General features: G+C 57.7%; 17 protein-coding genes and 3 pseudogenes. 11 read left to right on the top strand and 9 right to left on the bottom strand.

What is annotated here, in order from left to right:
- Positions 1 to 26 precede the first annotated feature (26 nt).
- From ACTJKZ_RS19275 to ACTJKZ_RS19260, 4 genes are all read left to right on the top strand, one after another.
- A complete protein-coding gene (locus tag ACTJKZ_RS19275) occupies positions 27 to 10,244 on the top strand; it encodes a hemagglutinin repeat-containing protein (RefSeq protein ID WP_440829951.1) in 10,218 nt (3,405 codons plus the stop codon).
- Positions 10,245 to 10,249: 5 nt separating this feature from the next.
- Complete coding sequence (locus tag ACTJKZ_RS19270) at positions 10,250 to 10,465, top strand: hypothetical protein (RefSeq protein WP_440829950.1); 216 nt, start codon at positions 10,250 to 10,252, stop codon at positions 10,463 to 10,465.
- A 140-nt stretch (positions 10,466 to 10,605) separates the two neighbouring features.
- On the top strand, positions 10,606 to 11,982 hold the full coding sequence (locus tag ACTJKZ_RS19265) for a VENN motif pre-toxin domain-containing protein (protein ID WP_440829949.1): 1,377 nt from the start codon (positions 10,606 to 10,608) through the stop codon (positions 11,980 to 11,982).
- The gene (locus ACTJKZ_RS19260; protein WP_253420620.1) at positions 11,982 to 12,524 is read left to right on the top strand and encodes a DUF3916 domain-containing protein; all 543 of its coding nucleotides are present in this window, start codon (positions 11,982 to 11,984) and stop codon (positions 12,522 to 12,524) included. The genes ACTJKZ_RS19265 and ACTJKZ_RS19260 overlap by 1 nt, the downstream gene beginning before the upstream one ends.
- Before the next feature lie 79 nt (positions 12,525 to 12,603).
- Here ACTJKZ_RS19260 and ACTJKZ_RS19255 read toward each other — a convergent pair whose 3' ends face one another.
- Positions 12,604 to 12,753, bottom strand: coding sequence for a hypothetical protein (locus ACTJKZ_RS19255; RefSeq protein ID WP_440829948.1), 150 nt, complete (start codon positions 12,751 to 12,753; stop codon positions 12,604 to 12,606).
- A gap of 71 nt (positions 12,754 to 12,824) precedes the next feature.
- Here ACTJKZ_RS19255 and ACTJKZ_RS19250 point away from each other — a divergent pair.
- Positions 12,825 to 14,657 (top strand): annotated as a pseudogene (locus ACTJKZ_RS19250) (VENN motif pre-toxin domain-containing protein); the annotation flags it as partial.
- Positions 14,657 to 14,872 carry a hypothetical protein gene (locus tag ACTJKZ_RS19245; protein WP_010671622.1) on the top strand — a complete coding sequence of 72 codons (216 nt, stop codon included), beginning with the start codon at positions 14,657 to 14,659 and terminating at the stop codon, positions 14,870 to 14,872. The pseudogene ACTJKZ_RS19250 and the gene ACTJKZ_RS19245, both read left to right, overlap by 1 nt.
- Positions 14,873 to 14,915: 43 nt before the next feature.
- Here ACTJKZ_RS19245 and ACTJKZ_RS19240 read toward each other — a convergent pair whose 3' ends face one another.
- Positions 14,916 to 15,104 carry a SymE family type I addiction module toxin gene (locus ACTJKZ_RS19240; protein WP_285086848.1) on the bottom strand — a complete coding sequence of 63 codons (189 nt, stop codon included), beginning with the start codon at positions 15,102 to 15,104 and terminating at the stop codon, positions 14,916 to 14,918.
- Between ACTJKZ_RS19240 and ACTJKZ_RS19235 the strand changes: the two are divergent.
- Both ACTJKZ_RS19235 and ACTJKZ_RS19230 read left to right on the top strand, forming a co-directional pair.
- Positions 15,049 to 16,629 (top strand): annotated as a pseudogene (locus ACTJKZ_RS19235) (VENN motif pre-toxin domain-containing protein); the annotation flags it as partial. The gene ACTJKZ_RS19240 and the pseudogene ACTJKZ_RS19235 sit on opposite strands and share 56 nt — an antisense overlap.
- A gap of 4 nt (positions 16,630 to 16,633) precedes the next feature.
- The gene (locus tag ACTJKZ_RS19230) at positions 16,634 to 16,873 is read left to right on the top strand and encodes a hypothetical protein (protein ID WP_253420626.1); all 240 of its coding nucleotides are present in this window, start codon (positions 16,634 to 16,636) and stop codon (positions 16,871 to 16,873) included.
- Between the two features lie 375 nt (positions 16,874 to 17,248).
- Here ACTJKZ_RS19230 and ACTJKZ_RS19225 read toward each other — a convergent pair whose 3' ends face one another.
- Positions 17,249 to 17,473 (bottom strand): SymE family type I addiction module toxin, encoded by a 225-nt coding sequence (locus ACTJKZ_RS19225; protein WP_253420629.1) that lies wholly within the window; start codon positions 17,471 to 17,473, stop codon positions 17,249 to 17,251.
- Positions 17,474 to 17,841: 368 nt separating this feature from the next.
- On the opposite strand from ACTJKZ_RS19225, the gene ACTJKZ_RS19220 reads away from it, so the two are divergent.
- On the top strand, positions 17,842 to 18,126 hold the full coding sequence (locus ACTJKZ_RS19220) for a damage-inducible protein J (RefSeq protein ID WP_222925509.1): 285 nt from the start codon (positions 17,842 to 17,844) through the stop codon (positions 18,124 to 18,126).
- A pseudogene (locus tag ACTJKZ_RS19215) lies at positions 18,123 to 18,421 on the top strand (type II toxin-antitoxin system RelE/ParE family toxin). The gene ACTJKZ_RS19220 and the pseudogene ACTJKZ_RS19215 overlap by 4 nt, the downstream one beginning before the upstream one ends.
- A 137-nt stretch (positions 18,422 to 18,558) precedes the next feature.
- Here the strand turns inward: ACTJKZ_RS19215 and ACTJKZ_RS19210 are convergent.
- From ACTJKZ_RS19210 to fdnG, 5 genes are read right to left on the bottom strand one after another with little or no spacing between them, the layout of a single operon-like run.
- On the bottom strand, positions 18,559 to 19,170 hold the full coding sequence (locus tag ACTJKZ_RS19210; protein WP_222924779.1) for a glutathione S-transferase: 612 nt from the start codon (positions 19,168 to 19,170) through the stop codon (positions 18,559 to 18,561).
- A 21-nt stretch (positions 19,171 to 19,191) separates the two neighbouring features.
- Entirely contained in the window at positions 19,192 to 20,115 is a 924-nt protein-coding gene (gene fdhE / locus ACTJKZ_RS19205; protein WP_161734163.1) for a formate dehydrogenase accessory protein FdhE, read from the bottom strand.
- Entirely contained in the window at positions 20,115 to 20,756 is a 642-nt protein-coding gene (fdoI, locus tag ACTJKZ_RS19200) for a formate dehydrogenase cytochrome b556 subunit (RefSeq protein ID WP_150013375.1), read from the bottom strand. Before fdoI ends, fdhE begins: the two co-directional genes overlap by 1 nt.
- Positions 20,756 to 21,655 (bottom strand): formate dehydrogenase subunit beta, encoded by a 900-nt coding sequence (gene fdxH, locus ACTJKZ_RS19195; protein ID WP_161734165.1) that lies wholly within the window; start codon positions 21,653 to 21,655, stop codon positions 20,756 to 20,758. The genes fdoI and fdxH overlap by 1 nt, the downstream gene beginning before the upstream one ends.
- Positions 21,656 to 21,667: 12 nt before the next feature.
- The gene (fdnG, locus tag ACTJKZ_RS19190; RefSeq protein WP_161734167.1) at positions 21,668 to 24,718 is read right to left on the bottom strand and encodes a formate dehydrogenase-N subunit alpha; all 3,051 of its coding nucleotides are present in this window, start codon (positions 24,716 to 24,718) and stop codon (positions 21,668 to 21,670) included.
- Positions 24,719 to 25,113: 395 nt separating this feature from the next.
- On the opposite strand from fdnG, the gene fdhD reads away from it, so the two are divergent.
- Entirely contained in the window at positions 25,114 to 25,938 is an 825-nt protein-coding gene (fdhD, locus tag ACTJKZ_RS19185; protein WP_161734169.1) for a formate dehydrogenase accessory sulfurtransferase FdhD, read from the top strand.
- On the opposite strand, the gene ACTJKZ_RS19180 is transcribed toward fdhD, so the two are convergent.
- Positions 25,935 to 26,711 carry a DeoR/GlpR family DNA-binding transcription regulator gene (locus tag ACTJKZ_RS19180; protein WP_440829947.1) on the bottom strand — a complete coding sequence of 259 codons (777 nt, stop codon included), beginning with the start codon at positions 26,709 to 26,711 and terminating at the stop codon, positions 25,935 to 25,937. The two genes, fdhD and ACTJKZ_RS19180, sit on opposite strands and share 4 nt — an antisense overlap.
- Between the last annotated feature and the right edge of the window lie 100 nt (positions 26,712 to 26,811).

Here is a 26,811-nt window from a genome sequence, read left to right as displayed (position 1 = left end):
CAGTGACTTTCACACGGATGTAACCCATGAATAAACATTGCTATCGCATTATCTTCAGCCGCACCCATGGGGAACTCCGGGTGGTGTCAGAACTTGCCCGCAGTTGCAGCACGGAACCCGGCCAGAGCCGAGGCAACGGCGCGCCCCGGCTCTGGGTTACTTTACGCCGCACGGCGTGGCTGCTGGGACTGGCGCTGTTTGCCGGGCCAGCACTGGCGAACGGCATTGTGGCCGATAGCAATGCTACGCCAGGACAGCGGCCGGACGTCATCGCCACCCAGAACGGGTTACCACAGGTTAATATCACCGCCCCCAATCAGGCGGGTATCTCGCATAACCAGTATCAGCAATTCGGCGTCGCGCAGAACGGCGCTGTCCTGAATAACTCCGCAGTGATGACCTCAACACAACTGGCCGGAATGATTCAGGGCAACCCGAACCTCAAGCCCGGTGCTGCACCGGCGCGGGTGATCATCAACGAAGTAAACAGCAATAATCCCAGCCAGCTGCGCGGTTATATGGAAGTGGCGGGCGGACGGGCGCAGGTGATCGTTGCCAACCCGGCCGGGATTGTCTGTAACGGATGCGGCACTATCAACGCCGGACGGATGACGCTGACCACCGGCAAACCACAGCTCAACGCTGACGGCAGTCTGGCGGGTTATCAGGTCGAACGCGGCGTGGTGCGGATTGAAGGCGGCGGACTCAACGGCGATGCACGTCATGATACTGAATACGTAGACGTCCTGGCCCGCGCGGTGGAGATCAATGCGGGTGTCTGGGCCAAAAAAGAGCTGACGGTGGTGGCTGGGCGTAACCGCATCAGTGCCGACACACAGACGGTCATACCGCTGGCTGACGACGGCAGCGCCAGACCTGAACTGGCGATCGACATGGGTCAGATGGGCGGCATGTACAGCGGCCAGATCCGCATGATTGGCACCGAAGCAGGCGTCGGGGTGCGGAATCAGAACGCTCAGGTGCAGGCGGGTAAAACGCTGGTAGTGAGCAGCGAAGGTAAACTTGTCTGGCAATCGACGGCACAGGATGGCGTCACGCAGGCCGCAGGCGACATCAGCCTGACGGCCAGAGATAGCGTTGATTATCAGGGCAAGCTCCACAGTGGCGGTCAGCTGACGGTTCAGAGCCGTGAAGGCGGGATTACCCAGTCCGGCACCCTGGCGGCGGCTGGTGCCGTACGGCTGACGGCAGCCCGCAGCATTCAGAGCAGTGGACACCTGCTGGCAGGCAGCGACGCCAGCAGCCAGATTGTGCAGGAAGCCAGTCTGCAACTGGAGAGCCAGGAGACCATTCGCGCCAGTGGCAGCCTGTTGAGCAAAAAAGAGATCAGCGCACATGGACGCCGCGTCGATCTTAGTGGCGCTCAGGTCGCTGCCAGCCGCGCCACCCTGACTGCTCAGGAAGCGGGTGTTGCCGTGCGTCAGGCGGTGATTAATGGCACGGAGCTGGTGATAAACACCTCTGGAGATATTGAGGCGCAGCAGGCACAGATTAGCGCCGGACGCTGGCAGATCGACGGGCGCAGCCTGTTCAGCCAGCAGGCGGGATGGTCGCAGACCGGCAGTGGCGAAAGCCGCTTTACGTTGTCTGGCGGGCTGGACAACAGCGAGGGTTCGATTGAGAGTCAGCAGCTCAGTTTCCAGGCCGCCTCGCTGAACAATCAGCGTGGCCGTATGGTTGCGCTTGATAACGCAGCGCAGCACTGGCGGATTGATGGGCTGTTTGACAACACGTCGGGCGAGCTGGGCAGCAACGGCGATCTGACGCTTGAGACCGGCAGCCTGAATAACCAGGGCGGCACCATCAAAACCCAGGCGTCGTTGGCTATCACTGCCCGCGACGCGGTTAACAACAGTCAGGGTAATCTTCTGGCCGGTAATGCGCTGACGCTTAGCGCGGGCGGCGATCTGGATAATCACGCGGGCACCCTGAACGGCGGCCAGCTGTCGCTGACCGCGCAGCATCTGAACAATGCGCAGGGCGAGATTACCAGCCAGCGTGATCTGAGCCTGACGGCAAACGGGCTGGATAATTCAGAGGGCAAAGTGATTGCGTTGCAGGATCTGAGCCTGATGACGGCACAGGGCCTGGACAACAGCGATGGCTGGATCGAAGCGGGTCATCATCTTTCGCTCAACAGCGGCGGATTCTGGGAGAACAGCGGTGGGACGGTGCAGGGTGGCGAGCAGGTTACGGCGACGGCCAATCAACTCAATAACGTCAGCGGCCGGTTGCAGTCTGGCGGTGATCTGGACCTGACCAGCCGTGGCGATATCCTCAACCAGGGCGGCAAACTCACGGCGAAAAACGCCCTCGCGATCCATGGCACCTCCGCGACACTGTTTGATAACGATGGCGGGTCGCTGCAAAGCGGCGGCGATCTGCTCCTGCAGGGTGGCGCGCTAAACAATCGCCAGTCAGGGCAGGTTCTTAGCCAGCAGGCACTGACGCTTAACCTGGCGGGTGACTGGGACAACCAAAGCGGCACACTGACCAGCAACGGCAGCACCCAGGCCAGCGCCGCAAATCTGTTGAATGCCGGGGGGGCGATCAATGCGCTGGACGCGCTGGATATGCAGTTCACGGGCCGTCTGGATAACAGTAATGGCCGCATCTTCAGTCGGCTAAGCCAGACGCTCCAGGCGCAGGAAATTGGCAATGCGCAGGGCTGGATGGGCAGCCAGGAGAGCTGGACTGCTACGACTGCCGGTTTCGATAACACGGCGGGCATCGTACAAAGTCAGCAGCAGGCTGAACTTTCGGCGAACTGGCTAAGTAACGCCAGCGGCGTGTTGCAATCGGCTGCTGGCATGGCGTTACGCATTGCGCAAGATATCAACAACCTGGCCGGTAAAGTCTCTGCTCAGCAGCAGCTTACCGTTCAGGGTCAGACCGAAGGCAACCGCACCGGTAGCATTAACAATGCGGGTGGTCAGTGGCTGGCTGGTGAGGGGCTGACTATTACCGCTGCGCGTATTGATAATACCCAGGGCGGTCTGCTCTACAGTCAGCGGCAGTTAAGGCTGAACCTGGCCGGGGATCTGGATAACCGGGCGGGCAACGTGCAGAGTGGCGGCGCGCTCCAGCTTGATGCGCAGACGCTGAACAACGCGGGCGGCCACATCGACAGCCAGCAACAGCTCAGCCTGCAGCTGTCAGGACAGATGGATAACAGCGACGGTGCGGTGCGCAGCAACGGTGAACAGCAGGTTAATGCCGCGACGGTCACTAACCGTCAGGGCATCTTCAGCAGTCGTGAGGCGATTAATCTGACAACAGGGCAACTGGAGAATGCCAGCGGCACGCTGATCAGTCAGGGCGCGGGAAATTATCACCTCAATGTGCTCAACAACCAGCAGGGCAAAGTCCACAGCGGCGCGGCGCTCTCCCTTGACGCTGCGCAACTGAACAATCAGGGCGGCCAGCTGGTCGCCACTCAGGATCTCGTGCTGAAGGCCACGGCGATCGATAACAGCACACAGGGTGTGCTCAGCAGCCAGGCGGGACTCTCACTGCAGGCCGATCGTCTGAGTAACCGCGACGGCGGCCTGTTACTCGGTACGACCTTTACCGACATCGCTGCCCGTGACATCGATAACAGCAGCGGACGGCTGCAGAGCGCCGGAACGCTCATGCTGCGCGGTGTTGCACAGCTGGACAACCGGCAGGGAAGGGTGCTGGCGAATGGCGATCTCACCCTCAACGGTGATCTCTCACCGACTGATTCACCGCTGGTGCTGCTCAATCAGAGCGGACGGCTGGAGAGTGCTGGCGCATTAAACATCCATGCACACTCTTTCGATAATCAGGGCGGCACGCTGCTAGGCCTGCAAGCTCTGACGCTGACTGCACAACAGGACTACACCCGCCATGCGGGTGAAACCATCAGCAGTAACGGCACGGTGACTTTCTCGCTGAGCGGGGCGTTTACTAACCTGGTGGACTGGCTGCTGCCAGGTAATCTTGTGCTGAATGCGGCAGGCATAACCAATCCGGCGATGCTGGTGGGTAAAACCGTTCAGCTCACGACGGGTGCGCTTCTGAACAGCGGGCGGCTTGAAGCCGACAACCTGACGCTGAATGTCGACTCGCTGGATAACCTCGCCACCGTGATAGGCGATGAGGTCACCGTGCGTGGTCGGGTTATCGATAATCACGGACAGACTGCGGTCATTGCCGCAACGCAAAGCCTGACGCTGCAGGCCAGCGAGCGGCTGAGCAACAAAGAGGGTGCATTGCTCTACAGCGGCGATCGCCTGTCATTGCACAGCGATGACCTGATCGAGAACCGGGCGAGTTTTATCGAAGCAGATGGTGATATGACGCTGGAGGCGCGGCGGCTCGACAACCTGCGCGAAGGACTGGTGATAGAGCGCGAGGCCGAGAGCAGCGACTACAGCTGGCATCGTTATAACTATTACTGGCGCTCTTATGGCGGAGAGACCAATACGGATCTCAGCACTATGGCGTCGACCACTCAGCAATTGACCTTCCAGGATGAAGCAGCGGCACAGAATAATCCTTACGGCACGCTGCTGGCGATTGACGCTGCAGGCAAACGCGCCCAGGTTCGCGTCATGAACAATCAGGGCGTGCTGACCGATCTGTGGGTTAACTATCTGGCGCTGAACCCCAATGCCGACGGCACCTATGCCATGACGTTCTATGAAACCCGTGGGTTGCGGCAAAAAAATGTGCCAACCCCTTATCAGAACACGGTATGGCGCGAAGCCAACAGTGGACGTCTTGAGCAGTGGGATCCCGAAAAGCATATCGACATCGACAATGCGCTTTTCGTCACTGATTACAACAATTTCCGTGAGCGTAGCGTAACCGGCACGGTGACGCGTGATCGGCTGGTCAGTGAAGGTATCGGCGCGCGCATTCTTGCGGGTGGCGACATGGTGCTACGCATCATCGGCGCATTACTCAATGACGCCAGCGTGATCACGGCTAACGGCAATCTGACCGTGGACGGCGGTGGCAGCATTGATAACCGGGGCTACTCGGTCAATGAGCGACGCCAGGAAGTGATTGTCGACCATTATGACCAGAATACCCATCACTGGTACCCGACCTTCAATTCTGATGAGACCACGGCCCTGGCTACCATTGATGGCATCATTACCGGCAACGGTAATGTCAGTATCAGCGGAGCGAGCATCAGTAACACCACCGTTAATCAGGCGCAGATCAGCCAGCTTGAGGCGGCGCTGCAGGCGGTGGATGCCGAACGCGCAGAGTATGAACGTAACCCGCTGGCTTTTGCCGTAGACGGCGTCGCTCACCATGACGGCGACACAGAGCTTGCGGCGGGTAATTCCTCGGGTCGCCCGCTGTTACCGGCTGAGCTGGCACTGACGGCGCTGCAACAGCTGGAGAAAGTCGCCACAACCCTCCCCGATAACGGCCTGTTCAGCCAGCACACTGCGGCGGGCAGCCCGTATCTGGTGGTGACTGACGAGCGCTTCACCAGCCAGAGCAAATTTATCAGCAGCGACTATCTGCTCGAACGCGTGGGCTATGACCCGTCACAGGTGCATAAACGGCTGGGCGACGGTTTTTATGAGCAGCGCCTGGTGCGCGAGCAGGTCCTGAAACTGACCGGCAGGCCTTCCGTTAACGGCTGGGATGCAATGGAGCAGTATCAGGCGCTAATGAATAACGGCTCAAAAGTGGCGCAGGATTTCCATCTGGTGCCGGGTGTGGCGCTGACGCCGCAACAGATTGCGGCGCTGCAGCAGGATATCGTCTGGCTGGTCAGCGAAACGGTTGATACGGCAGACGGACCTCAGACGGTGTGGGTGCCGAAAGTTTATCTGGCCCAGAACACGCTGCGCCTGACCGGCGCGGGCGCGGTGATTGGCGGCGGTAACCTGCAGCTCTCGGCGGACAGCGTGACCAATGCCGGTAATCTGTTTGCGGATAAGGCACTCGCCATCGACAGCGGGCAGTTTCAGCACCTGAGCGGCGATATTAAGGCGGGCAGCATCGATGTGCAGGCGGAAAGCCTCACGATCAGCACCGATCTGCAGAATGCCCTGCGTCAGGCGACGATGAGTGCTGGGGATATCAGCCTCAGCGGTACCGATATCCGGCTGCAGGGCGCGAAGCTGGACGCCACCGATAATCTCAGCCTGAGCGCACGCAATAACCTTGAGATCGGTACCGCAAAAAGCAGCCATAGCGGCAGCCTGGAGGTTATCTCCGGGGCGATGGGCAACCGCACCAGCAGCGGCATGGAAGAAGCGGGCAGGCGCATGGCGCAGGTCAGCGGTGAGTGGCAGCAGGCAAAGGGCAGCGAGCTTAACGCCGGTGGCAACCTTCTGCTCTCGGCCGGTCGTGATCTGACGCTGACCGGCAGCCAGGCCAGCGCCTCCGGCTCCGCCCGGGTTCAGGCTGGCGGAGACATTCGCATCGGTGCTAAAACCACCACCAATACCACCCATCTTGAGGCCGACAGCCGGACCTCGTCGGTCAGCAATAGTCGCCAGGAAGATCGTCTGTTGCTCAGCACCCTGAGCGGCGCTCAGGGTGTGACGCTGGTGGCGGGTAATAACCTGCTGGCCGAAGGTGCGCAGGTTGACAGTACCGAGGGCCGCATTGGCGTCAGCGCGCAGAACGTTACCATTAAAGACGCACGCGCCAGCCTGGTAGCTCAGGACAGCGAAAACAAGCGCGAGGGCAAGACCCGCACCCACCGTGAAGAAGAAAGCGTGCGCGAGAGCAGCACCGGCAGCACCTTCAGCGGGCAGCAGGGCGTGACGGTGATCGGGCACGAGGGCGACGTCACCGTTATCGGCAGTACGCTGCACAGCGAACAGGGCGCGGTCGGACTGCAGGCGAAGCAGGACGTGGTGCTGAATACAGCCACCGAACGTGAGTCGCTCTACAGTGAAGAACGCTCAGAGAATAAAGGTCTGCTGAACAAAAGCAGCGGTCACAGCGTGATGCGGGACGTCACCACCCGAGAAAACGGCAGCCTGCTGAGCGGCGACAGCGTCACGGTCATCGCCGGACGTGACCTGACGGTAACCGGCTCTGCGGTTGCCGCCGACCGGGACGTGAACCTGCGTGCCGGGCGCGACGTGGAGATTGGTGCGGCGACCGAGACCGACAGCCATTATCAGCTGCAGGAGAACAAAAAGAGCGGCCTGCTGAGCAGCGGCGGCATCGGCTTCACGGTCGGCAAGCAGTCGACCCGTCATGAGATTGATGAGAAGGGCACCACCCAGAGCCAGAGCGTCAGCACCGTCGGCAGCAGCCAGGGCAGCGTGAACGTCACGGCGGGCAACCGGCTGCACGTCGGCGGCGCGGACCTGGTAGCGGGTAAAGACATGAACCTGACGGGCGACAGCGTAAGCATCGATCCGGGCTATGACCAGCGAACGCGCACCGAGAAAACCGAGACGAAGCAGAGCGGTCTGAGCATCGCCCTGTCAGGCACGGCAGGCAGCGCGCTCAACACGGCGGTGAGCAGCGCGCAGCAGGCCAGGAAGTCGGGCGACGGGCGGGTCAGCGCGCTGCAGAACACCCAGGCGGCGCTGAACGGTGTGCAGGCGGCGCAGGCGGCTCAGATGGACGGGCTGAACACTGCCGCCGCGGACGCGCACAATGCCGCTGGCGACCTGAAGCCCGGGCAGGACGGCTATCAGGCGGGATCGACCAACACCATCGGCGTCAGCGCCTCGTATGGCAGCCAGTCGTCGAAAAGCGAGACGCGTACTGAGAGCAGTCAGTCGCAGGGCAGCACGCTGACGGCGGGCCGGAATCTTAACGTCACGGCAACCGGCAAAAACGGTACGGCGCAGAGCGGCGACATCAGCATCACCGGCAGCCAGCTGAAGGCGGGCGGCGACCTGAGCCTGGCTGCGTCGCGTGACATCCTGCTGCAGTCGGCGCAGAACACCCAGCGCACCGACAGTCAGAACAGCAGCAAAGGCGGCAGCGCCGGGGTGGGCATCGGCGCAGGGTCGGGCGGCTACGGCATCAGCGTGTCGGCCAGCGTCAATGCGGCGAAGGGCAGCGAAAAGGGCAACGGGCTGACGCACAGCGAAACCACGCTGGACGCGGGCAGTCAGCTCAGCCTGACCAGCGGGCGCGACACGACGCTCACGGGCGCGCAGGCAAGCGGCAACAGCGTGAAGGTGGACGCGGGCCGCAACCTGACGCTGACCTCAGAGCAGGACAGCGACCGCTACGACAGCAAACAGCAGAGCGCCAGCGCGGGCGGCAGCTTTACCTTCGGCTCAATGACCGGGTCGGCGAACGTGAACGTGAGCCGGGATAAGATGCACAGCACCTGGCAGAGCGTGGCGGAGCAGACCGGCATCTTTGCCGGGAAGGGCGGCTTTAACGTCACGGTGGGTGAGCACACGCAGCTGAACGGTGCGGTTATTGCGAGTACGGCAGATGCCAGCCTGAATAAGCTCGACACCGGCACGCTGGGCTTTGGTGACATAGAGAACCACGCGGAATATGACGTGGAGCATCAGAGCGCGGGCATGAGCACGGGCGGCAGCGTGGGCGGTCAGTTCGCCGGGAACATGGCGAACGGCATGCTGGCGGGACTGAACGACAGCGGCAGCGCGGACTCCACCACGAAGGCGGCGGTGAGTGAGGCCACCATCGTTATCCGCGATAAGGAACAGCAGACGCAGGACGTGGCGGACCTCAGCCGCGACGTGGCGAACGCAAATCCGGGGCTGGAGGTCATCTTCGACAAGGAGAAGGAGCAGAACCGGCTGAAGGCGGCGCAACTGATAGGCGAAATCGGGGCGCAGGCGGGGGATATCGCACGGACGCAGGGCCAGATAGCGGGCCTGAAGGCGCAGCAGGATCCGGCTGCTCTTCAGGCGGCGAAAGAGGAGCTGGCCGGAAAAGGGAAGCTGAACCCGACGTCAGATGAAATAGCGAAGCAGGCTTACGACACGGCGATGAAGCCGTTCGGCACCGGCTCGTCACTGCAGCAGGGCATCAGCGCGGTGACGGCGGAGGTGCAGGGCCTGTCGGGCGGGAACGTGGCGCAGGCGATAAGCGGCGCGGCGGCTCCATTCCTGGCGGAAAAGATACATGAACTGACGACGGACGCGAACGGTAAGGTTAATGTCCAGGCGAACCTGATGGCGCACGCGGTGCTGGGTGCGGTAACCTCGTACGCGGCGGGCAATACAGCGCTGGCCGGAGCCTCGGGCGCGGTGATGGGCGAGTACATCGCGCAGCAGATGTATCCGGGCGTTAAACGTGAAGACCTGTCTGAGGAGCAGCGGCAGACGATAAGCGCGCTGGGGACGCTGGCGGCGGGCCTGGCGGGCGGCGTAGTGGGTGACAGCACGGCTGATGCGGTGGCGGGGGCGCAGGCGGGTAAGAACGCGGTTGAGAATAATGTGCTGCACGCCGAAGGCGAGAAGCAGCGTCAGGATGCGAAGTGGTCGCTGCCGTATCTGGAAGCCGAAAAGAAACAGCAGGCTGAGAAGTTAATCAGTGACCTGAATGCGAAAGATAAGGCATTCGATGCAGCGTTAGACTCAGCCTGTAAAGGGCTTTCTTCAGCAGCCTGCCAGGGAATGCGGCAGGAACTGGCAGCGATGTCGAAGAGTTATGACCAGCAGCTCGACGGCCAGTATATCGGCACGATGGGCAGCGTTTATAAAGAAGGAAAAGGTCAGGTTGACGCGCTGATGTGGCAGTATGCCTCGGCGGATGCGCAAGCGGAGCGCGAAGCCAACGTTAACCGTATCGCTGAAAACTGGGGTGTGAGTAAGGAGACAGCAGACGGCCTCTATACCGCGATGGCTGGCGTTCATACCACGGCGGCGATTGGTGGCGCGGTTTATGGGATGAAGGGAAGTAGTTCGGCGCAGACAGGTAAGAATCCTGCTTATATAGAAGAGCCACCTTTCAATCCCTCAGGCACAGGCGGAGCTGCGCAACCGTGGTCGACTAAAGGTCGTATCAACTATGTTCAGCTACCGAATGAAGGTAAAATTCGTTATATACCGCCAGAGGGGTACTCTGCATCTCAACCTCTGCCAAGAGGCCCAAATAAAGGTTACATTGACAAGTTTGGGAATGAATGGGTTAAAGGCCCATCTCGTACAGCGGGCCAGGCATTTGAGTGGGATGTCCAGTTATCACGAACAGGTAAAGCTCAGTTAGGTTGGGCAACGCGAGATGGTTCTCACCTTAATATCTCCCTTGATGGAAAAGTTACGCATAAGTGAAAACTATGAAAATAGATTTTTATCAAGAAGTAGAAATTAAAGCGGATGCTAAAAATAGTAAGTACGCAAATTGCAAGGGAGTCGTTCTTGGAATAAGCGAGGAGGAGAATACTGTCTTTGGTTACTCTGTAGTAATTCATGGGAAAGAAAACACAGTGTACTTCGATAAAGATGATGTTTCCCCCACTGGTATTACCTTCAGTCGAGAAGACTTTTATTGATAAAAAGCCCGGCTATAATGGGCTGACTCCATAAAGTTGGACATCCAACAAGTAGGGGTTCACTTCATTAATAGCCGGTTTGTTTTATCAGCCCCTACGCAAAATGCCCGTCATCACGCTTAAACTTCGGCGCGTCACTGGTGCTGTGCATCGCACCAGGGAACTCCGTCAGCCACTGCGCCACCTTCTTCCGGTTGATGGGCACCACGCTTAAGCCCTCGACGCAGCCCCACAGTTCGCGGATGGCGGGCCTGAAGGTGCAGAAAGATCCGGAAGCACTGGCGGCTGCGAGGGAAGAGCTGGTCAAAAAAGGGAAGCTGAACCCGACGGCAGATGAAATAGCGAAGCAGGCTTACGACACGGCGCAGAAACCGTTCGGGACCGGCGGTAAGGTGCAGCGTGCCATCAGCGCGGTGACGGCGGCGGTGCAGGGCCTGTCGGGCGGGAACGTGGCGCAGGCGATAAGCGGCGCGGCGGCTCCATTCCTGGCGGAAAAGATACACGAGCTGACGACGGACGCGAACGGTAAGGTTAATGTCCAGGCGAACCTGATGGCGCACGCGGTGCTGGGTGCGGTAACCTCGTACGCGGCGGGCAATACAGCGCTGGCCGGAGCCTCGGGCGCGGTGATGGGCGAGTACATCGCGCAGCAGCTGTATCCGGGGGTTAAGCGCAGTGACCTGTCTGAGGAGCAGCGGCAGACGATAAGCGCGCTGGGTACGCTGGCGGCGGGTCTTGCGGGCGGCGTTGTGGGTGACAGCACGGCGGATGCGGTGGCGGGCGCGCAGGCCGGGAAAACGTCGCTCGAATTCAACTCGCTTAGCGGTGACCAGGCGCGGGCAACGGCGAAACAGGCCGCTGAATCCCTGAAGGATCAGGTCAGGGAAAAGCTGGGTGAGGGTACAACCTCTTCCATCGCCATTATCAATGCCCTTGCCGATACCGGCGATGCGGCATTAGGTGGAGCTGATTACGCTGCTGACGCAGCAATGGCGCTGGCGTCATGTGCTACCGGGGACAGTTACTGCGGTACGGCGCTTAATGACCTGTCCGGTAAGAATCAGGCGGTAGCGGACAGCGTTAAGGCGCTGATGAGCAGCGATACCTGGTCTGTGGTTGCAGATACGATCAAACAGGCATCCGAAGGAAACCAGGTGGCGCTGGAAGCTACGGGCGGCATGCTGGCCGGGATTATATTACCGGGTAAAAAAGTTCCACATGTGCCAAATGCTGGAGCCGTGGGAAATATGAAAGAATTTCTTACCCAACAGGGGCTTGGTGCTCAAATAAAAAATAGTGCTCAAAAAAGTAGTCAAATATATCAAGGTCAGAGCATTTATAAAGCAAGTAGTGACATTGGCGATGTGATAAAAAAAGGCGATCAATTCTATCTGGATGGGCAGCATAAAAATCATCTTGAAGTATTCGACAGCAAAGGTAAATTCAAGGCAGTATTAAATCTTGATGGGACTATTAATAAGATTAAGACTGAGGCAGCTAAGGGAAGGAAAATATAATGCGGCAACTAGCAATGAGTAACAAGAAATTGCGAGGAATACCTCGCAGATTAAGATCATTAAAGAGATGGTCGGAGTCGTACGCGTCTAAATTTCCAGAGATTAATTCTGAAGGCTACTCTAATGGCTACTGGAATGTAAAAATTCCGGTGCATTTTTCACTGGTTCAAGGGAAGCAAACTAGTCATGATATTCAGTCATATTGTGCACAGGTATTGATAAATGCAGCATATGAAATTCATCAAGCCAAGCCTGTTAATAAAAATGATATAAGAGTTACGTGCAGTATTGTTTTGCCTGATATGTTTTCAAGTGAATTATGTTTATTTACTTCTGAAGAGTATTTCGATATGCATACATCGCCGGGGGTTAATGTTTTTGGGGAATTAAGTTTACTGCGTGATAGAAGTTTGATCAGAGAATGGGGTTTAAAATTACCGAAAGGTTTTTCGGAGTTAGGAATACTAAGGGTCTGTGAAAATGATGAGGGTGAGCTTTATCATTCAGAGCACTGGTATATTGGTGAGGTCAGTAAAAAATAGACCTCTATTTTTTAGCGGAAGATCCCGGCCAGTGTGAAGTGAGCCGGGATTTTTGCATTTAAGCCCTGAATCTTCCCGCTTACCGCCGCTGCAACCTTAGCACACCGGGCGCAGTGGTAACCTCCAGCTGTCCCGCCTCGGTGATACCGAAGCCGGTCAGCCAGTCGCCGCCGAGAATCACCTCGCCATTCTCGCGCACCCAATCTGCGCATGAATCCTGTATTTGCAAGCTACAGGCTTCGCAGAGTTCTCTCCACTCCGCCTCATCGGTGACGATAGTTACTGTCAGCGAGTTATCGTGGCGCGTCACCCGGGTCGGCGAACGTGAACGTGAGCCGGGATAAGATGCACAGCAACTGGCAGAGCGTGGCGGAGCAGACCGGCATCTTTGCCGGGAAGGGCGGCTTTGACGTGACCGTGGGTGAGCACACGCAGCTGAACGGGGCGGTCATCAGCTCGACGGCGGCGGCGGATAAAAACCGGCTCGACACCGGCACGCTGGGCTTCAGCGACATTGAGAACCATGCGGAATATGAGGTGGAGCATCAGAGTGCGGGCATGAGCACGGGCGGCGGCATCGGCGGTCAGTTCGCCGGGAACATGGCGAACGGCATGCTGGCGGGACTGAACGACAGCGGCAGCGCGGACTCCACCACGAAGGCGGCGGTGAGTGAGGCCACCATCGTTATCCGCGATAAGGAACAGCAGACGCAGGACGTGGCGGACCTCAGCCGCGACGTGGCGAACGCAAATCCGGGGCTGGAGGTCATCTTCGACAAGGAGAAGGAGCAGAACCGGCTGAAGGCGGCGCAGCTTATCGGGGAAATCGGGGCTCAGGCGGGAGATATCGCCCGGACGCAGGGCCAGATCATCGCGACCCTGGAGGCGAATGAAAAAATGTCCGGCGCCACGCAGACCGACCGCGACAGAGCGCTGGCTGAGCTGAAAGTAAAGGATCCGACGAAGCAGTACAGCGCAAGCGACGTCAATAAACAGGTTTACAGCAATTACTATAATCAGGCGTTCGCGGAGAGCGGGTTCGGCACCGGCGGTAAGGTGCAGCAGGCCATCAGCGCGGTGACAGCGGCGGTGCAGGGTCTGTCGGGCGGGAATGTGGCTCAGGCGTTGAGCGGCGCGGCAAGTCCGTATCTTGCTGAGCAGATACATAAGCTGACGGAAGGCAACCCGGAAGCGCAGGCGATGGCCCACGCGGTTGTCGGGGCGGTAGCGTCTTACGCATCCGGGCACAATGCGCTGGCGGGTGCAGCCGGAGCGGTCAGCGGCGAACTGATGGCGCAGCTTGTTATGAAGCAGTTGTATCCGGGCAAAACGGTTAGTGACCTGTCGGAAACGGAGAAGCAGACCATTAGTGTGCTGGGAACGCTGGCGGCGGGTCTGGCTGGAGGTGTGACCGGAGACAGCACTGCGGACGCGGTGGCGGGCGCGCAGGCGGGACAGAACGCCGTTAATAACAACTTATTTGGTGGAACCGAAGCGGGACAGAAAAAGTTCGTGCAGAAGCAGGGTAAAGACGTGATGTCCTGTGCAGCCGATCCTTCTTCAGTTAGCTGCCAGCGCGGCGAGGCGGTGAATAAAGCGATTGCGGGAGCGCTGGCAACTGGCGGCGTGGCATCTTTAACAGCTCCAGCGCAGGCAATGTGGGCACTGGGTGCAGGGGTTAATGCAGGCGCTCAGTACGCTGAAGATGGCACGGTGAACCCGATTAACTCTGTTGTCGCTGGCTGGACAAACGTTATCACCATTGGAAATGGCCTGACCGGTACAGTGATCTGGAACGCTGTCGGAGGAGCCTTAACGAATCAAATCAATGGCGATGATCCGCTAACTGGTGCGATAACTAATGGTGCAGGATCGGCATTAGGTTATGGAGCCGGTAAATTGATCTCTTCAGGGACAAATGCCGCTGGTAAATGGATCACTGGTGGCTGGGATCCAAAGTTCAATCCTGACCTACTGAAATATACCGAAGTCAAAGGACAACTGGGGATATCGAAGGAAATGCTGCCGAGCAAATATCCAAGTGCAGCAGGTAACGTTGGGGCTTCTTACGTTTCTGAGAAGTCAGGGAATATCCTACAGGATCAAATAAAATCGAATGGAGACGCCAACTAATGAAACTACTGATAAGTTTATTAATCAGTGTTGTTGTTATGATTTTATTTTGCATCTCGGCGACATTCATTCTCCGCCTGAGTGCTTATTTATTTGTCGGTGGTAATCTACTCTTCTCATTAGAAGATGTTAAGGGGTCAGCGACAACTGGCTCAATACTTGGAATAATGCTCAGCTTTGGTGTTTTTATTAGCAACAAACTAGCCAAGCGTTAATCATAAATCCCGGCCACAAAGCCGGGATCCTTTTACCCACCAATCACACCTCAGCCAGCCGGATGATCAACTGTTCGCGCTCAACCATAACCTTAACCGGCTGCACGGTCTCAAACCCCGTCTCTTCCAGCCAGTAGCCCCTGAGATTGATGCTGGGACAGCGGATGTAATACGTTAAGGGCGGCTTTGACGTGACGGTGGGTGAGCATACGCAGCTGAACGGCGCGGTCATCGCGAGTACGGCAGATGCCAGCCTGAATAAGCTCGACACCGGCATGCTGGCGGGGCTGAACGACAGCGGCAGCGCGGACTCCACCACGAAGGCGGCGGTGAGCGAAGGCACTATCGTCATCCGCGACCCGTCGAAGCAGAAGCAGAACGTGGCGGACCTCAGCCGCGACGTAGCGAACGCGAATCCGGGGCTGGACGTCATCTTCGACAAGGAGAAGGAGCAGAACCGGCTGAAGGCGGCGCAGCTTATCGGGGAAATCGGGGCTCAGGCGGGGGATATCGCCCGGACGCAGGGCCAGATAGCGGGCCTGAAGGCGCAGCAGGATCCGGCTGCTCTTCAGGCGGCGCGTGAGCAGCTGGCGGCAAGCGGTAACCCTTATACGGAAGCCGATATATCGCAGCGGGCGTATGACAACGCGATGAAGCCGTTCGGCACGGGTTCGTCGCTGCAGCAGGGCATCAGCGCAGTGACGGCGGCGGTGCAGGGCCTGTCGGGCGGGAACGTGGCGCAGGCGATAAGCGGCGCGTCGGCACCGTACCTGGCGGAAAAGATACATGAACTGACGACGGACGCGAACGGTAAGGTTAATGTCCAGGCGAACCTGATGGCGCACGCGGTGCTGGGTGCGGTAACCTCGTACGCGGCGGGCAACGCGGCGCTGGCGGGCGCATCGGGCGCGGTGATGGGCGAGTACATCGCGCAGCAGATGTATCCGGGCGTTAAACGTGAAGACCTGTCTGAGGAGCAGCGACAGACGATAAGTGCGCTGGGAACGTTAGCGGCGGGTCTGGCTGGCGGCGTTGTGGGTGACAGCACGACGGATGTTGTGGCGGGGGCTCAGGCGGGGAAAACGTCGCTGGAAAATAACAACCTTTTACTGCCAAGGTACATGCCAGTGCCTGTTCCGGGACTGCCGACGAGTCCGGGAGATAAAGTTGTTCAGGATGCGAATAACAACATTGCATCAGAACTGGATAAGGCTCTGAAAGGGTCAGGAACTGAAGCGGATACGCTGCCGATCACTGATGGCCCTTCAATCGTTGAAGCGCGTGACGAAGCTGCAAACTCCCGCGATCCGAATGTGGCGAAGGATCTGACGGATGCGGAGAAAGCTGAGCTGGGCGGTGCAGGATCGGGAGCGCCGGGTGGATGGGAACCGCAGGATGAGGAGAATGCGCGGAACAATGAAAGTAGCCAGAACAATAATTTTGATCGTTTCAAGAAAGATGATCTTGTTTCTTCAGCCAACAAGCCAATTAACGAACAGGGTCTATCCGCAGCGGCCAGAGCATGGGAGAAACATGCTGGCAGGCCTGGCGGTGTTTTTGAACCATTAAAAGGTAACCCAGCTCAAAAAAGCGAAGCTGCAAATAAGTTTGTAAACGAAGTTTTGAATAGTACTAATACTATAAAAACAGATCTTTCCAGAGGAGGTGTAGAGTACAGGCTTCCTGATGGAAGAGGGGTGCGCTATAACTCAGATGGTTCATTTTCTGGTTTCTTAGATCCTAAAAATCCGAGATGAAAATATGAATAATGACTTTGAAATAACCTTCTTCAGTGATTCTAAATATGAAGAAATTACAGCCGAGATCTCTTATAAGGATCAAATACTTTGCCAATTAAACAAAGATAAAGGGCCTGATAATATTGAGATTGAGTTTTTTTCGGATGCTAGGGTATTGGCTGAACAGGATAAAATGAAGTTTAGCTTAAGTAGTTTTTTACAAATAATAGCCGAAGCGACGGAAGAACTAAAAATATCTTAACTGACTATGAATCCCGGCCAACTGGCCGGGATTTTTGCTTTAAGCCCTGAATCTCCTCTTACCGCCGCTGCAGCCGCAACACATCTGCTGCTGCGACAATTTCGACCTGTTCCGCATCCGTGATACCAAACCCGGTCAGCCAGTCACCGCCGATAATCACCTCGCCATTCTCCCGCACCCAGTCCGCCCCTGAATCCTGCCCCTGGAGATTGGCTTCGCACAGTGCTGTCCACTCCGCTCCGCTTCTTCAGTCACGGTTGTTACCGACAGCGTATTATCACGCAGCGTTAATCGGATCGGTAGTAAGTCCGAACGCAGCCAGCTCGCCACCCGGGATGGCCAGTTCCGGGACTGGCTCAGGAATAAAAGTGATGTTCATGTGTTCTCCTCCGTGAGGTGCATTATGCGGATAATCAGCTGGCCCTGTTCGGCGATGATGCTGACCGGCTGGCCTTTAATAAATCCTAACTGTTTCAGCCAGCGTCCCTTGATGGTGAGTTGGGGTAATGGATTCGGTCTGCCGCCGTTGGGGCGATATCCGACGATGCTTTTGCGTGCTTGGGGTACAGCGGGTTCTGACGTAGAATCAGCTCTAGCCATAATTAACTCCTGTTCAGTTAGTTGTGGTCAGCGGGCTGTTGGTGTTCCACCACCTTCAGCTCGCGCTAAAAATCTCTCGTTACGTTCTTCCTTTCTGTTTTCTCCTGTTCAAATATACACCGCCCGCTTTGTAAACTCGCTGAAAGCTAAGTAATAAACTGCGAGTCGTCTCTGAAAAACGGATTGTTTTTTTCGTTTACTATTTCGTTTACATCCTCTTCCCAATACCCTCTTCAGCATCTGCAGCCGGCCCTTTGTTCATATGGGTGTGGCGATTTCCGGCATCGCATAAGAGTGAAATGGAGATGACAGAGAAAGGGATGACAGGCACGATGACACCACAAACGACACCACGCGAGAGTCAGGCTATGAGCACTATCCACTTCAGGATTGATGACGACGTTAAACGACTGGCGATGCGGGCAGCAGAGCGCAAGAAGATGACGCTGACAGAGGTTATGCGTCAGCGAGCGGAAGAGCTGGCTGCCGAAGAGCGGCAATATCAGGATGGCCAACATGATGCATGGCTGGAAGAGCAAATCACGGCGGCATTCAGTCGTTATGATGCCGGTGAAAGTGAGTTCATCAGTAACGATGAAATGAATGCCCGCATGGAAGAACTGAAAGCGCAGGCTGCGCGGGGAACGTTGTGATATCAGCCGTTCAATGGGAAAAAAAGGCGCAGGCAGACAGGGAGACGATATTTCGTTATCTGTATCGTGAGGCTGGCCTGCTGGTAGGCAGTGCAACAGACGATAAGTTTACCCGTATGGCCAGTCTGCTTAGCGAAAACCCACGGGCCGGAAAAAAGTCGGTACAGAAAAACAATATAAACTGCTGGTGCCACGCTTTCCGTTCATCATCATCTATGTTGCCGAAACAGATGGCGTTCGCATCCTGCGGGTACTTCATACATCCCGGAAAATATCAGGCCGCTATCAAAGATAGTTAGCCTGTTCATCCAGCATCAGATTGTCAGGCATAAGGACGTCGTCAGACAGAACGGCACGCTTCAGAGCTGGATTAGACAATTAGCCCCAAAACCGAATCTCGTTAACCCCATCACCTGCAAGCCGCCGCACCCATCACGCCGCAGGCGGCGTCGTCCTTGCAAAGCTCTCGCGCTCAAACAGCGTTTCCGCCAGCTTCACCAGCGCCGGTCGTTCGACACACCAGTTCGGCACTACGCGGCGGAAATTGAGGTAGCCGATCATGCAGCCAGTGGCGATATCCGCCAGATTAAGCTGGCCGTTGTTAAGCCATTTGCCCTCCGCGGCCTTTGCTTCCAGCATATCGAGGCTGCGCTGAATTTTTTCACGATTGCGCAATAGCACCTCTTCCGACTGCAAATCCCCCGGACGCATTTGCTCGCGCACGATCACCAGCGCGGCATCGCTGACGCCATCCGCCAGCTTCTCCAGCTGACGGATGTTAAGCGATTCAAGCGGATCGGCAGGTAGCAGAGCAGGCTCCACGCCGCGCAGTTCCAGAAATTCGGCGATGATGCTGGAGTCGAACCAGATTTGCTTATCGTCAGCAACCAGCGCCGGGACTTTGCCCAGCGGATTGTAGTGCGGCACGTGGCTGTCATCGCTGTAAGGCGATGCGTTAACGAATTCAAACGTAATGCCTTTTTCCAGCATGATAATCGAAATCTTACGCACAAACGGGCTGGTGTAGCTGCCAATCAGTTTCATCGGGTTCTCCGGATTCAGTGACTATTCGCCAGGAAACATAAAGGGATTGAGACTACTGCGCGCGAAGCCTTCCTGCTCCATTCTGGCATCCAGTATCAGCGATGCCAGGTCATCGGCCACCGGTTCAATCGCCGGATCTCTCTCCTGATAAAGCATCTTCAGGTAGGTGCCGCAGTCGCCACAACTCTCCGCCTTTACCGCCGCATGCTCGCTGTCGAGCGACCAGTAGTGCAGATCACGGGACTGTTCGCACTGAGTACATTTGCTGCGTACCACATGCCACTCACTTTCGCACAGATTGCAGTGCAGATAGCGCGCGCCTTCATGACTGCCCATATGCACCACGCTGGCGACCGGCATACTGGCACAGACCGGACAGAACTGACGCTGATCGCCCATCTCAGCGCGTGCTTTGCCTGGGATCAGGGCCGCCATCTGCGCCCAGTAGAGCGAAAGCGCCGCCCAGATAAAGGGCGCTTTATCGCTGCTGACCAGCGCATAGTCGCCGGTAAACAGCGCGCTGGCCAGCGTCTCCAGCTCGGTGGCGGACGCCTTTTCCAGATTCTCCAGCACCGCCAGCGCCTGACCACTCATCTCCGGCTTCAGCTCGGCAATCAGCGAGTGCAGCAGCCGTTGCCAGTGCGCATCGCGCGGCAGAGTGTGAATGTTCAGTGGCGGCTTGCCCTCGCTGGCACCCTGCGTCAGTCGGGTATGCAGGTCGATGTGCAGCGGATGGTCATACAGCACAATCTCCTGCGCTTCAGCGATCATCGCCGCAAAGCGCAGATAATCGCCAAGTGGGTTTTTCGCCGCCAGGTCGCGCAGTCGCGCGGCACGACGGCTGTATAAATTTTTCAGCCGTGGAAAAAGTAACGGCGGAATCATCTCCGCCGTTGTCTTTTCGCTTTTCTCCAGCTGGTCCTGCGGGATTATGCGAATACTCATCAGGGGCGTTTTTCCTGTTTTATTGGCGGATTACGCTGCTCACGATACCAGCGAGGATGATGCTGTCTGGCCCATTCCGAGCTGACCCAGCCTTCCACCATCGCGGTCAGTGTGCCTTTGACCCACAATGCAGCATAAATATGCACCATAATGACGATGATCAGCGCAACCGCTGACACCGAATGCACAACCAGCGCCAGACGGATCAGCGGAATGGCAAAGGCATCAGCAAAGTAGGGTCGCCAGATCACAATGCCACTGGCAAGCAGCAATACTAAGCTGATGATAGCAGCCCAGAACACACACTTCTGACCAAAGTTATATTTACCGGTATCGCCGACCTCTTCGTTCAGCGCAATCCGGTGAATATTTCTGGCCCAGTAGAGGTCATCGCGATTGATCAGATTGTGTTTCCAGTAACGTAAAAACATCAGCATAAAAGCGGCAAACATCACCACGCCAACAAAAGGATGCAGAATACGCGCCAGTTGTGGCGTGCCAAAGATCTGCATCAGCCAGTTAAACGACGGAAAGAAAAACCCTAATCCGCTTAACGCAGCCATGACAAAGCAAATCGCGACGATCCAGTGATTGATGCGTTCAGGTGCGCGATAGCGCACCAGATGATCGGGCTTTTTCATTATTGATGCTCCTCAGGCTGATCGTCATTGTCGTCATGCTCTTCAGTGACGCGATTCGGGCCAACGCCAACATAGTGGAAGATTGAGGCGGCAAACGTGGCGGCAAAACCGACCGCTGCCAGCGGTTTCCAGATCCCCTTCCAGAAGGTCACAGTCGGGCTGATGCCCGGATTAGCAGGCAGCCCATGATAGAGCTGAGGCTTATCAGCATGATGCAGCACATACATCACGTGGGTGCCACCCACGCCTTCCGGGTTGTAGAGGCCCGCCTGCGCAAACCCGCGTGACTTCAGCTCCGCCACGCGTTCCTCCGCCAGCGTCAGCATGTCGCTTTTACTGCCGAAATGAATGGCACCGGTCGGACAGGTCTTCACACAGGCAGGTTCCTGGCCGACACTGACGCGATCCACACACAGCGTGCATTTATAGGCGCGGTTATCTTCTTTATTGAGTCGTGGCACGTTGAACGGACAGCCTGCGATGCAGTAGCCGCAGCCAATGCACTGCTCCGACTGAAAATCGACGATGCCGTTGGCATACTGAATGATGGCGCCTGCCGACGGACAGGCTTTGAGGCAGCCGGGATCGGCGCAGTGCATGCAGCCATCTTTGCGAATCAGCCAGGCCAGCCTGCCGTTCTCTTCGACTTCCGAAAAGCGCATCACCGTCCACGATTTGGCGGTCAGATCGACAGGATTGTCATAAACCCCGATGTTGTGGCCGACTTCATCGCGGATGTCATTCCACTCGGAACAGGCGACCTGACAGCCTTTGCAGCCGATACAGGTGGTGACGTCGATAAGTTTCGCCACTTCGATCTTGTGATCGCGCGCCTGCGGCGGCGGGGTAAAACCATTGGTCGCAGAGCGACGGATAATATCTTGTGATTGATAAGCCATAGTCATCTGCCGTTACGCTTTTTCCACTTTCACTAAAAATCCCTTGTACTCCGGGGTCTGCGAGTTGGCATCGCCAACCGAAGGCGTCAGCGTATTGGCGAGGAAGCCTTTACGCGTGGTGCCTTCAAAGCCCCAGTGGCAGGGAATGCCCACGGTATCAACCGGCTTGCCGTCAATCATCAGACGCTGCAGACGACGCGTCACCACCGCTTTAGCTTTGATATAGCCGCGACGTGATGTGACCTTAACGGTGTCTCCGGCCTGAATGCCTTTCTCCTCAGCCAGCTCGGTGCCGATCTCGACAAACTGCTCCGGCTGCGCAATCGCATTCAGCAGGGCATGTTTGGTCCAGTGGCGGAACAGCTCGGTGATGGAGTAGGTGGTGGCGACGCAGGGATAGTCGGCGGCCTCGCCCAGCTGCGTGGCGTCGCTGCTGAACAGACGAACCACCGGACTGTGTCGCTGCTGCGGATGCAGGGGATTGTCGGCGAGCGGGCTTTCCATCGGTTCGTAGTGTTCCGGGAACGGGCCATCGGCCATTTTATCGAGTGCAAACAGGTGGCCGAGACCATCGGGCTGCATGATAAACGGACCGGCCTGCTTCTGCGGCGACAGCGTTACCGGGTAATCGGGTACGTCGATGCCGTGCCAGCGTGCGCCATCCCACTCAATCAGACGGCGCTGCGGATCCCAGGCTTTTCCCTGCGCATCAGCGGAGGCGCGGTTATAGAGAATGCGGCGGTTAGCGGGCCAGGCCCAGGCCCAGCCTGAGACCGCCCCCAGTCCCGACGGATCGGCGTTGTCGCGTCGGGCCATCTGGTTACCCTCCGGCGTCCAGCTGCCGCTGTAGATCCAGCAGGCGCTGGCGGTGGTGCCGTCGTTACGCAGCTCAGAGAAGCCGTTTAGCTGCTGGCCTTTTTTCAGCAGCAGCTTGCCGCTGGCGTCATAAATGTCGGCCAGTGCCTGACCGTTGTTCTCCTGCGCCACCTCTTCCGGCTCAGGATTGAATGGGTCGCGGTAGTCCCAGCGCATCGCCATCAGCGGCTCAGGGGCTACTCCACCTTCCAGGCGGTAGAGCGCGCGCAGACGCATAAACAGGTTGCCGAGGATTTTGCCGTCGTGCAGCGCTTCCGCTGGCGGCTCGGCTGCTGCCCAGTGCCACTGCAGCCAGCGCGACGAGTTCGCCACCGAACCCGACTCTTCCGCGAAGCAGGAGGAGGGCAGGCGGAACACTTCGGTCTGGATGGCCGACGGATCGACATCGTTGAACGCGTCGTGATGCTGCCAGAAACTGGCGGTTTCCGTGCGAAGCGGATCGATCACCACCATATATTTGAGGCGGGACAGTGCCCGGACCGCTTTATTTTTGTCCGGGAAGGCGGCCAGCAGGTTGAAGCCCTGAATCAGACAGCCGTTCAGCGCGCCCTGTTCCATCATCTCCGCCTGCGCCATGCAGTCATAGGCCTTGTCCCACTTCGGCAACCAGTTGTAGCCCCACTGATTTTCCGCCGTGGCATTATCGCCGTAGAAACTCTTCATCAGGCTGACGAAAAACTTGTCGGTGTTCTGCCAGTAGTTGACCTGGTCCGGCAACGTCGCCACCGGCGTAGCCTGTTGCAGGTAAGTCGCCAGCGTGGTCATCTTCTCGGAGGGCAGTGGCAGATAGCCCGGCAGACTCTGCGCCAGCAGGCCGAGATCGGTGTAGCCCTGAACGTTGGAGTGACCGCGCAGCGCGTTAATACCGCCACCCGGCATACCAATGTTGCCCAACAGCAACTGGATCATCGCCGCCGTGCGGATAATCTGCGAACCGTTGGTGTGGTGGGTCCAGCCCAGCGCATAGAGGATGGTTGCGGTGCGATTAGGCACGCAGGTGGAGGCGAGCTGCCTGCACACCGTAATAAAGGCGTCCTGCGAAGTGCCGCACATCCGCGTCACCATTTCCGGGGTGTAACGGCTGGCGTGGGTTTTCAGCAGGTTCAGTACACAGCGTGGATGGCTGAAGCTCTCATCGCGTCGCGCATGGCCGTTTTCATCCAGCTCATAGTGCCAGCTCTGGCGATCGTACTGACGGGTTTCCGCATCGTAGCCGCTGAATAATCCGTCGCTAAAGCTGAAGCCTTCGCTGACAATCAGGGCGGCATTGGTGAAGGCGCGAACATACTCCTGTTGAATCTGATTGTGCTGCAGCAGATAGTTGATCACCCCCATCAGGAACACCACGTCGCTGCCTGCACGCAGGGGGGCATAGAAGTCAGCGACCGCCGCAGAGCGGTTAAAGCGCGGATCGACCACGATGACCTGCGCATTGTTATGGGTTTTGGCTTCAATCACCCATTTAAAGCCAACCGGATGCGCCTCGGCGGGGTTGCCGCCCATGATCATCACCACATTGGCGTTTTTGATGTCGTTCCAGTTATTGGTCATTGCACCACGACCAAAGCTCGGGGCCAGAGCCGCCACGGTCGGGCCGTGGCACAGGCGCGCCTGGTTTTCCAGCGCCAGAATACCCAGCGCGCGGGCAAACTTCTGATCGAGCAGGCCGGTTTCATTACTGGCGGCGGAGGAGCAGAGCATCGACATGGTCGGCCAGCGATTTACCGTCACGCCAGCGGCGTTGGTCGTCTGGAAATGAGCATCGCGATCCTGCTTCATCAGGCGGGCAATGCGGTCAAACGCTTCATCCCAGCTGATGCGCTGCCATTTATCGGAACCCGGTGCGCGGTACTCCGGGTATTTCAGGCGCTGTTCGCTGTGAATAAAGTCGAGCACGCCTGCGCCTTTCGGACAGAGCGATCCACGACTGACCGGATGGTCAGGGTCGCCTTCGATATGGTAAATCGAGGCACGGGCATTTTTTGCGCCATCACCCAGGCTGTAAATCAGCATGCCGCAGCCGACTGAACAGTAGGTGCAGTTATTACGTGTCTCTCTGGCGCGAATGAGTTTGAACTCTCTGATGCTGGCTAAGGCTGTGGTGGGGGCAAAACCGAGTAATGCCGCGCTGGTGCCTGCCAGCCCGCCAGCACAGATTTTGAAAAAACTCCGTCTGTTAATCTGCATGTTATCGTTCTTCTTTATTGGCTCCATTGCGAAGCCTTGCAAAATAGCAGTCCTGGTTGACTGTAAGTTGACCAGGGTCAACACGTTAGTCATTAGTAATTCTTTTTCTAAATTTTGTTAAAAATCCTCGGTGGTGTATTTGTGCTGCAAGCAGATTTTCAGACGGCGCAGATAATTACTGTTGTTTTATGCTTACCGATGTTAACGCGTAAAAGAGAACTATTCGCATTATGCCCGCCAGCAGGCGTGGCTACGCCTTTCGGGGGATAAAACCGCATGAATTGCCCCGCTGTTTATTTGCGCTGTCAGGGGCTAAAAGGCAGAATCAGAGCGCGTCAGTGCTCTGCCGACCCGGGCACTGAATTACATAATTTATTAACAACAGGTCATACTTTTTGAAAGCTATCCAGCCTGACTCAGGCGAAGATTTAACAATTCAGGCCGGCGTCAGCAGGACGCAGGTGTGGCAGCGTAAAGACCTGACCGATGCACAGGATGACTGGCTGGCGGACGAAGTGCCGGTGGCGCTGGTCTATAACGGCATCTCACACGTGGTGATGATGACCACGCCCAAAGATCTGGAGGCGTTTGCGCTGGGTTTTTCGCTGTCAGAGGGCATTATCGACGCGCCGGGCGACATTTTCGGCATGGACATCGTGCCGGGCTGTGACGGCATTGAGGTTCAGATCGAGCTGTCCAGCCGTCGCTTTATGGCGCTGAAAGCGCAGCGTCGCGCGCTGGCGGGCCGGACCGGCTGCGGTGTGTGTGGCGTTGAACAGCTGGACCAGATTGGCAAGCCGCTCTCTCCGTTGCCATTTACCCAGACCTTCGCGCTGGACCAGCTGGATCGGGCGCTGGGTCAGCTGAAAGATTATCAGCCTGTCGGACAGAAAACCGGCTGCACCCATGCGGCCGCGTGGATCCAGCCCGACGGTCAGCTGGCCGGTGGCTGTGAAGATGTGGGTCGCCATGTGGCGCTGGATAAGCTGCTGGGCTATCGCAGTCAGGCAGAGTGGGGGCCGGGCGCGGTGCTGGTCTCCAGCCGCGCCAGCTATGAAATGGTGCAGAAGTCCGCCATGTGCGGCGTCGAGATCCTGTTCGCGGTTTCAGCCGCTACCCGTCTGGCGGTTGAGGTGGCTGAGCGCTGCAATCTGACGCTGGTCGGGTTCAGTAAACCTGGCCGCGCCACGGTCTACAGCCATCCTCAGCGACTGCGTTAAACGACCATCACCTCTGGCAACGTCTGCTGCAGTGCCTCAAGGGCGGCACCGTTATCGCCGCCGCTATCGGTAATCAGCATGGTGATCGTCTGCGGCGGCGCGTAAACCGTGCGGCTGACCACGCCCAGTTTGGTGTGATCGGCCAGCAGATAGCAGGCTGCAGATTGCTGCACCATCGCTCTGGCAATAGCCGCTTCGTGCGGATGAAAACTGCTGGCACCGCGATTCGCCTCAATGCCGACCGGTGACAGCAGCGCGACGTCGGCGCGATAGCGGATGATCTCACCCACGGTGATTTCGCCGCGCGTCTGGTGCGCACCCGCTGTCATCATCCCGCCCAGCAAAATAATCTGATTATTCAGCGGCTGATCTTCTTCTCCGGCGCTCAGCGCCAGCGCAGCCTGCAGGCTATTGGTGACGATCGTCAGGCCGGAAAGGGCGTGGAGTTCCTCTGCCAGCAGGGTGGTGGTGGTGCCCGCATCCAGAAACAGTGTCTGTCCCGGCTGCAGCAACTGCGCAGCGGCGCGGGCGATGGCGTGCTTCTCGCGGGTCTGCGTGCTGCGGCGTTGTGTCAGCGGCGGTTCAGCCGCCGTTTCAATCGCCACCAGGCCACCGTGAACACGGCGCGCCAGACCCTGCGCTTCCAGCTCAATAATATCGCGGCGCGCGGTTTCGCGAGACACCCCCAGCTCCCTGATAATGCGCTCGGTACTGACCTGATTAAGCCGGGTCAGTAAGGCGCGGATGCGATGAAGGCGCGTTTCCTGCAGCATAGAGGTTTCCTTATAAAGCGCGAAGGGGACGGATGATACGCCAATGACGCGAAAGATGCCGTCTGAATCAGGAGCAAGCTTAGCGCGGGGATCGGCCTGC

Origin of the sequence: Pantoea sp. 22096, assembly GCF_052045955.1 — a bacterium.
GTDB lineage: Bacteria > Pseudomonadota > Gammaproteobacteria > Enterobacterales > Enterobacteriaceae > Pantoea > Pantoea alfalfae.
Note: the sequence above shows the minus strand (reverse complement) of the source record. Positions and strands in the feature narration are given on the sequence as shown.

Bases quoted from the DNA above. Each gene is read 5' to 3' on its own strand.
- ACTJKZ_RS19275 (WP_440829951.1), top strand. From the start codon at position 27: ATGAATAAACATTGCTATCGCATTATCTTCAGCCGCACCCATGGGGAA.
- ACTJKZ_RS19270 (WP_440829950.1), top strand. From the start codon at position 10,250: ATGAAAATAGATTTTTATCAAGAAGTAGAAATTAAAGCGGATGCTAAA.
- ACTJKZ_RS19260 (WP_253420620.1), top strand. From the start codon at position 11,982: ATGCGGCAACTAGCAATGAGTAACAAGAAATTGCGAGGAATACCTCGC.
- ACTJKZ_RS19245 (WP_010671622.1), top strand. From the start codon at position 14,657: ATGAAACTACTGATAAGTTTATTAATCAGTGTTGTTGTTATGATTTTA.
- ACTJKZ_RS19240 (WP_285086848.1), bottom strand. From the start codon at position 15,104: ATGACCGCGCCGTTCAGCTGCGTATGCTCACCCACCGTCACGTCAAAG.
- ACTJKZ_RS19230 (WP_253420626.1), top strand. From the start codon at position 16,634: ATGAATAATGACTTTGAAATAACCTTCTTCAGTGATTCTAAATATGAA.
- ACTJKZ_RS19225 (WP_253420629.1), bottom strand. From the start codon at position 17,473: ATGGCTAGAGCTGATTCTACGTCAGAACCCGCTGTACCCCAAGCACGC.
- ACTJKZ_RS19220 (WP_222925509.1), top strand. From the start codon at position 17,842: ATGAGCACTATCCACTTCAGGATTGATGACGACGTTAAACGACTGGCG.
- ACTJKZ_RS19210 (WP_222924779.1), bottom strand. From the start codon at position 19,170: ATGAAACTGATTGGCAGCTACACCAGCCCGTTTGTGCGTAAGATTTCG.
- fdhE (WP_161734163.1), bottom strand. From the start codon at position 20,115: ATGAGTATTCGCATAATCCCGCAGGACCAGCTGGAGAAAAGCGAAAAG.
- fdoI (WP_150013375.1), bottom strand. From the start codon at position 20,756: ATGAAAAAGCCCGATCATCTGGTGCGCTATCGCGCACCTGAACGCATC.
- fdxH (WP_161734165.1), bottom strand. From the start codon at position 21,655: ATGGCTTATCAATCACAAGATATTATCCGTCGCTCTGCGACCAATGGT.
- fdnG (WP_161734167.1), bottom strand. From the start codon at position 24,718: ATGCAGATTAACAGACGGAGTTTTTTCAAAATCTGTGCTGGCGGGCTG.
- ACTJKZ_RS19180 (WP_440829947.1), bottom strand. From the start codon at position 26,711: ATGCTGCAGGAAACGCGCCTTCATCGCATCCGCGCCTTACTGACCCGG.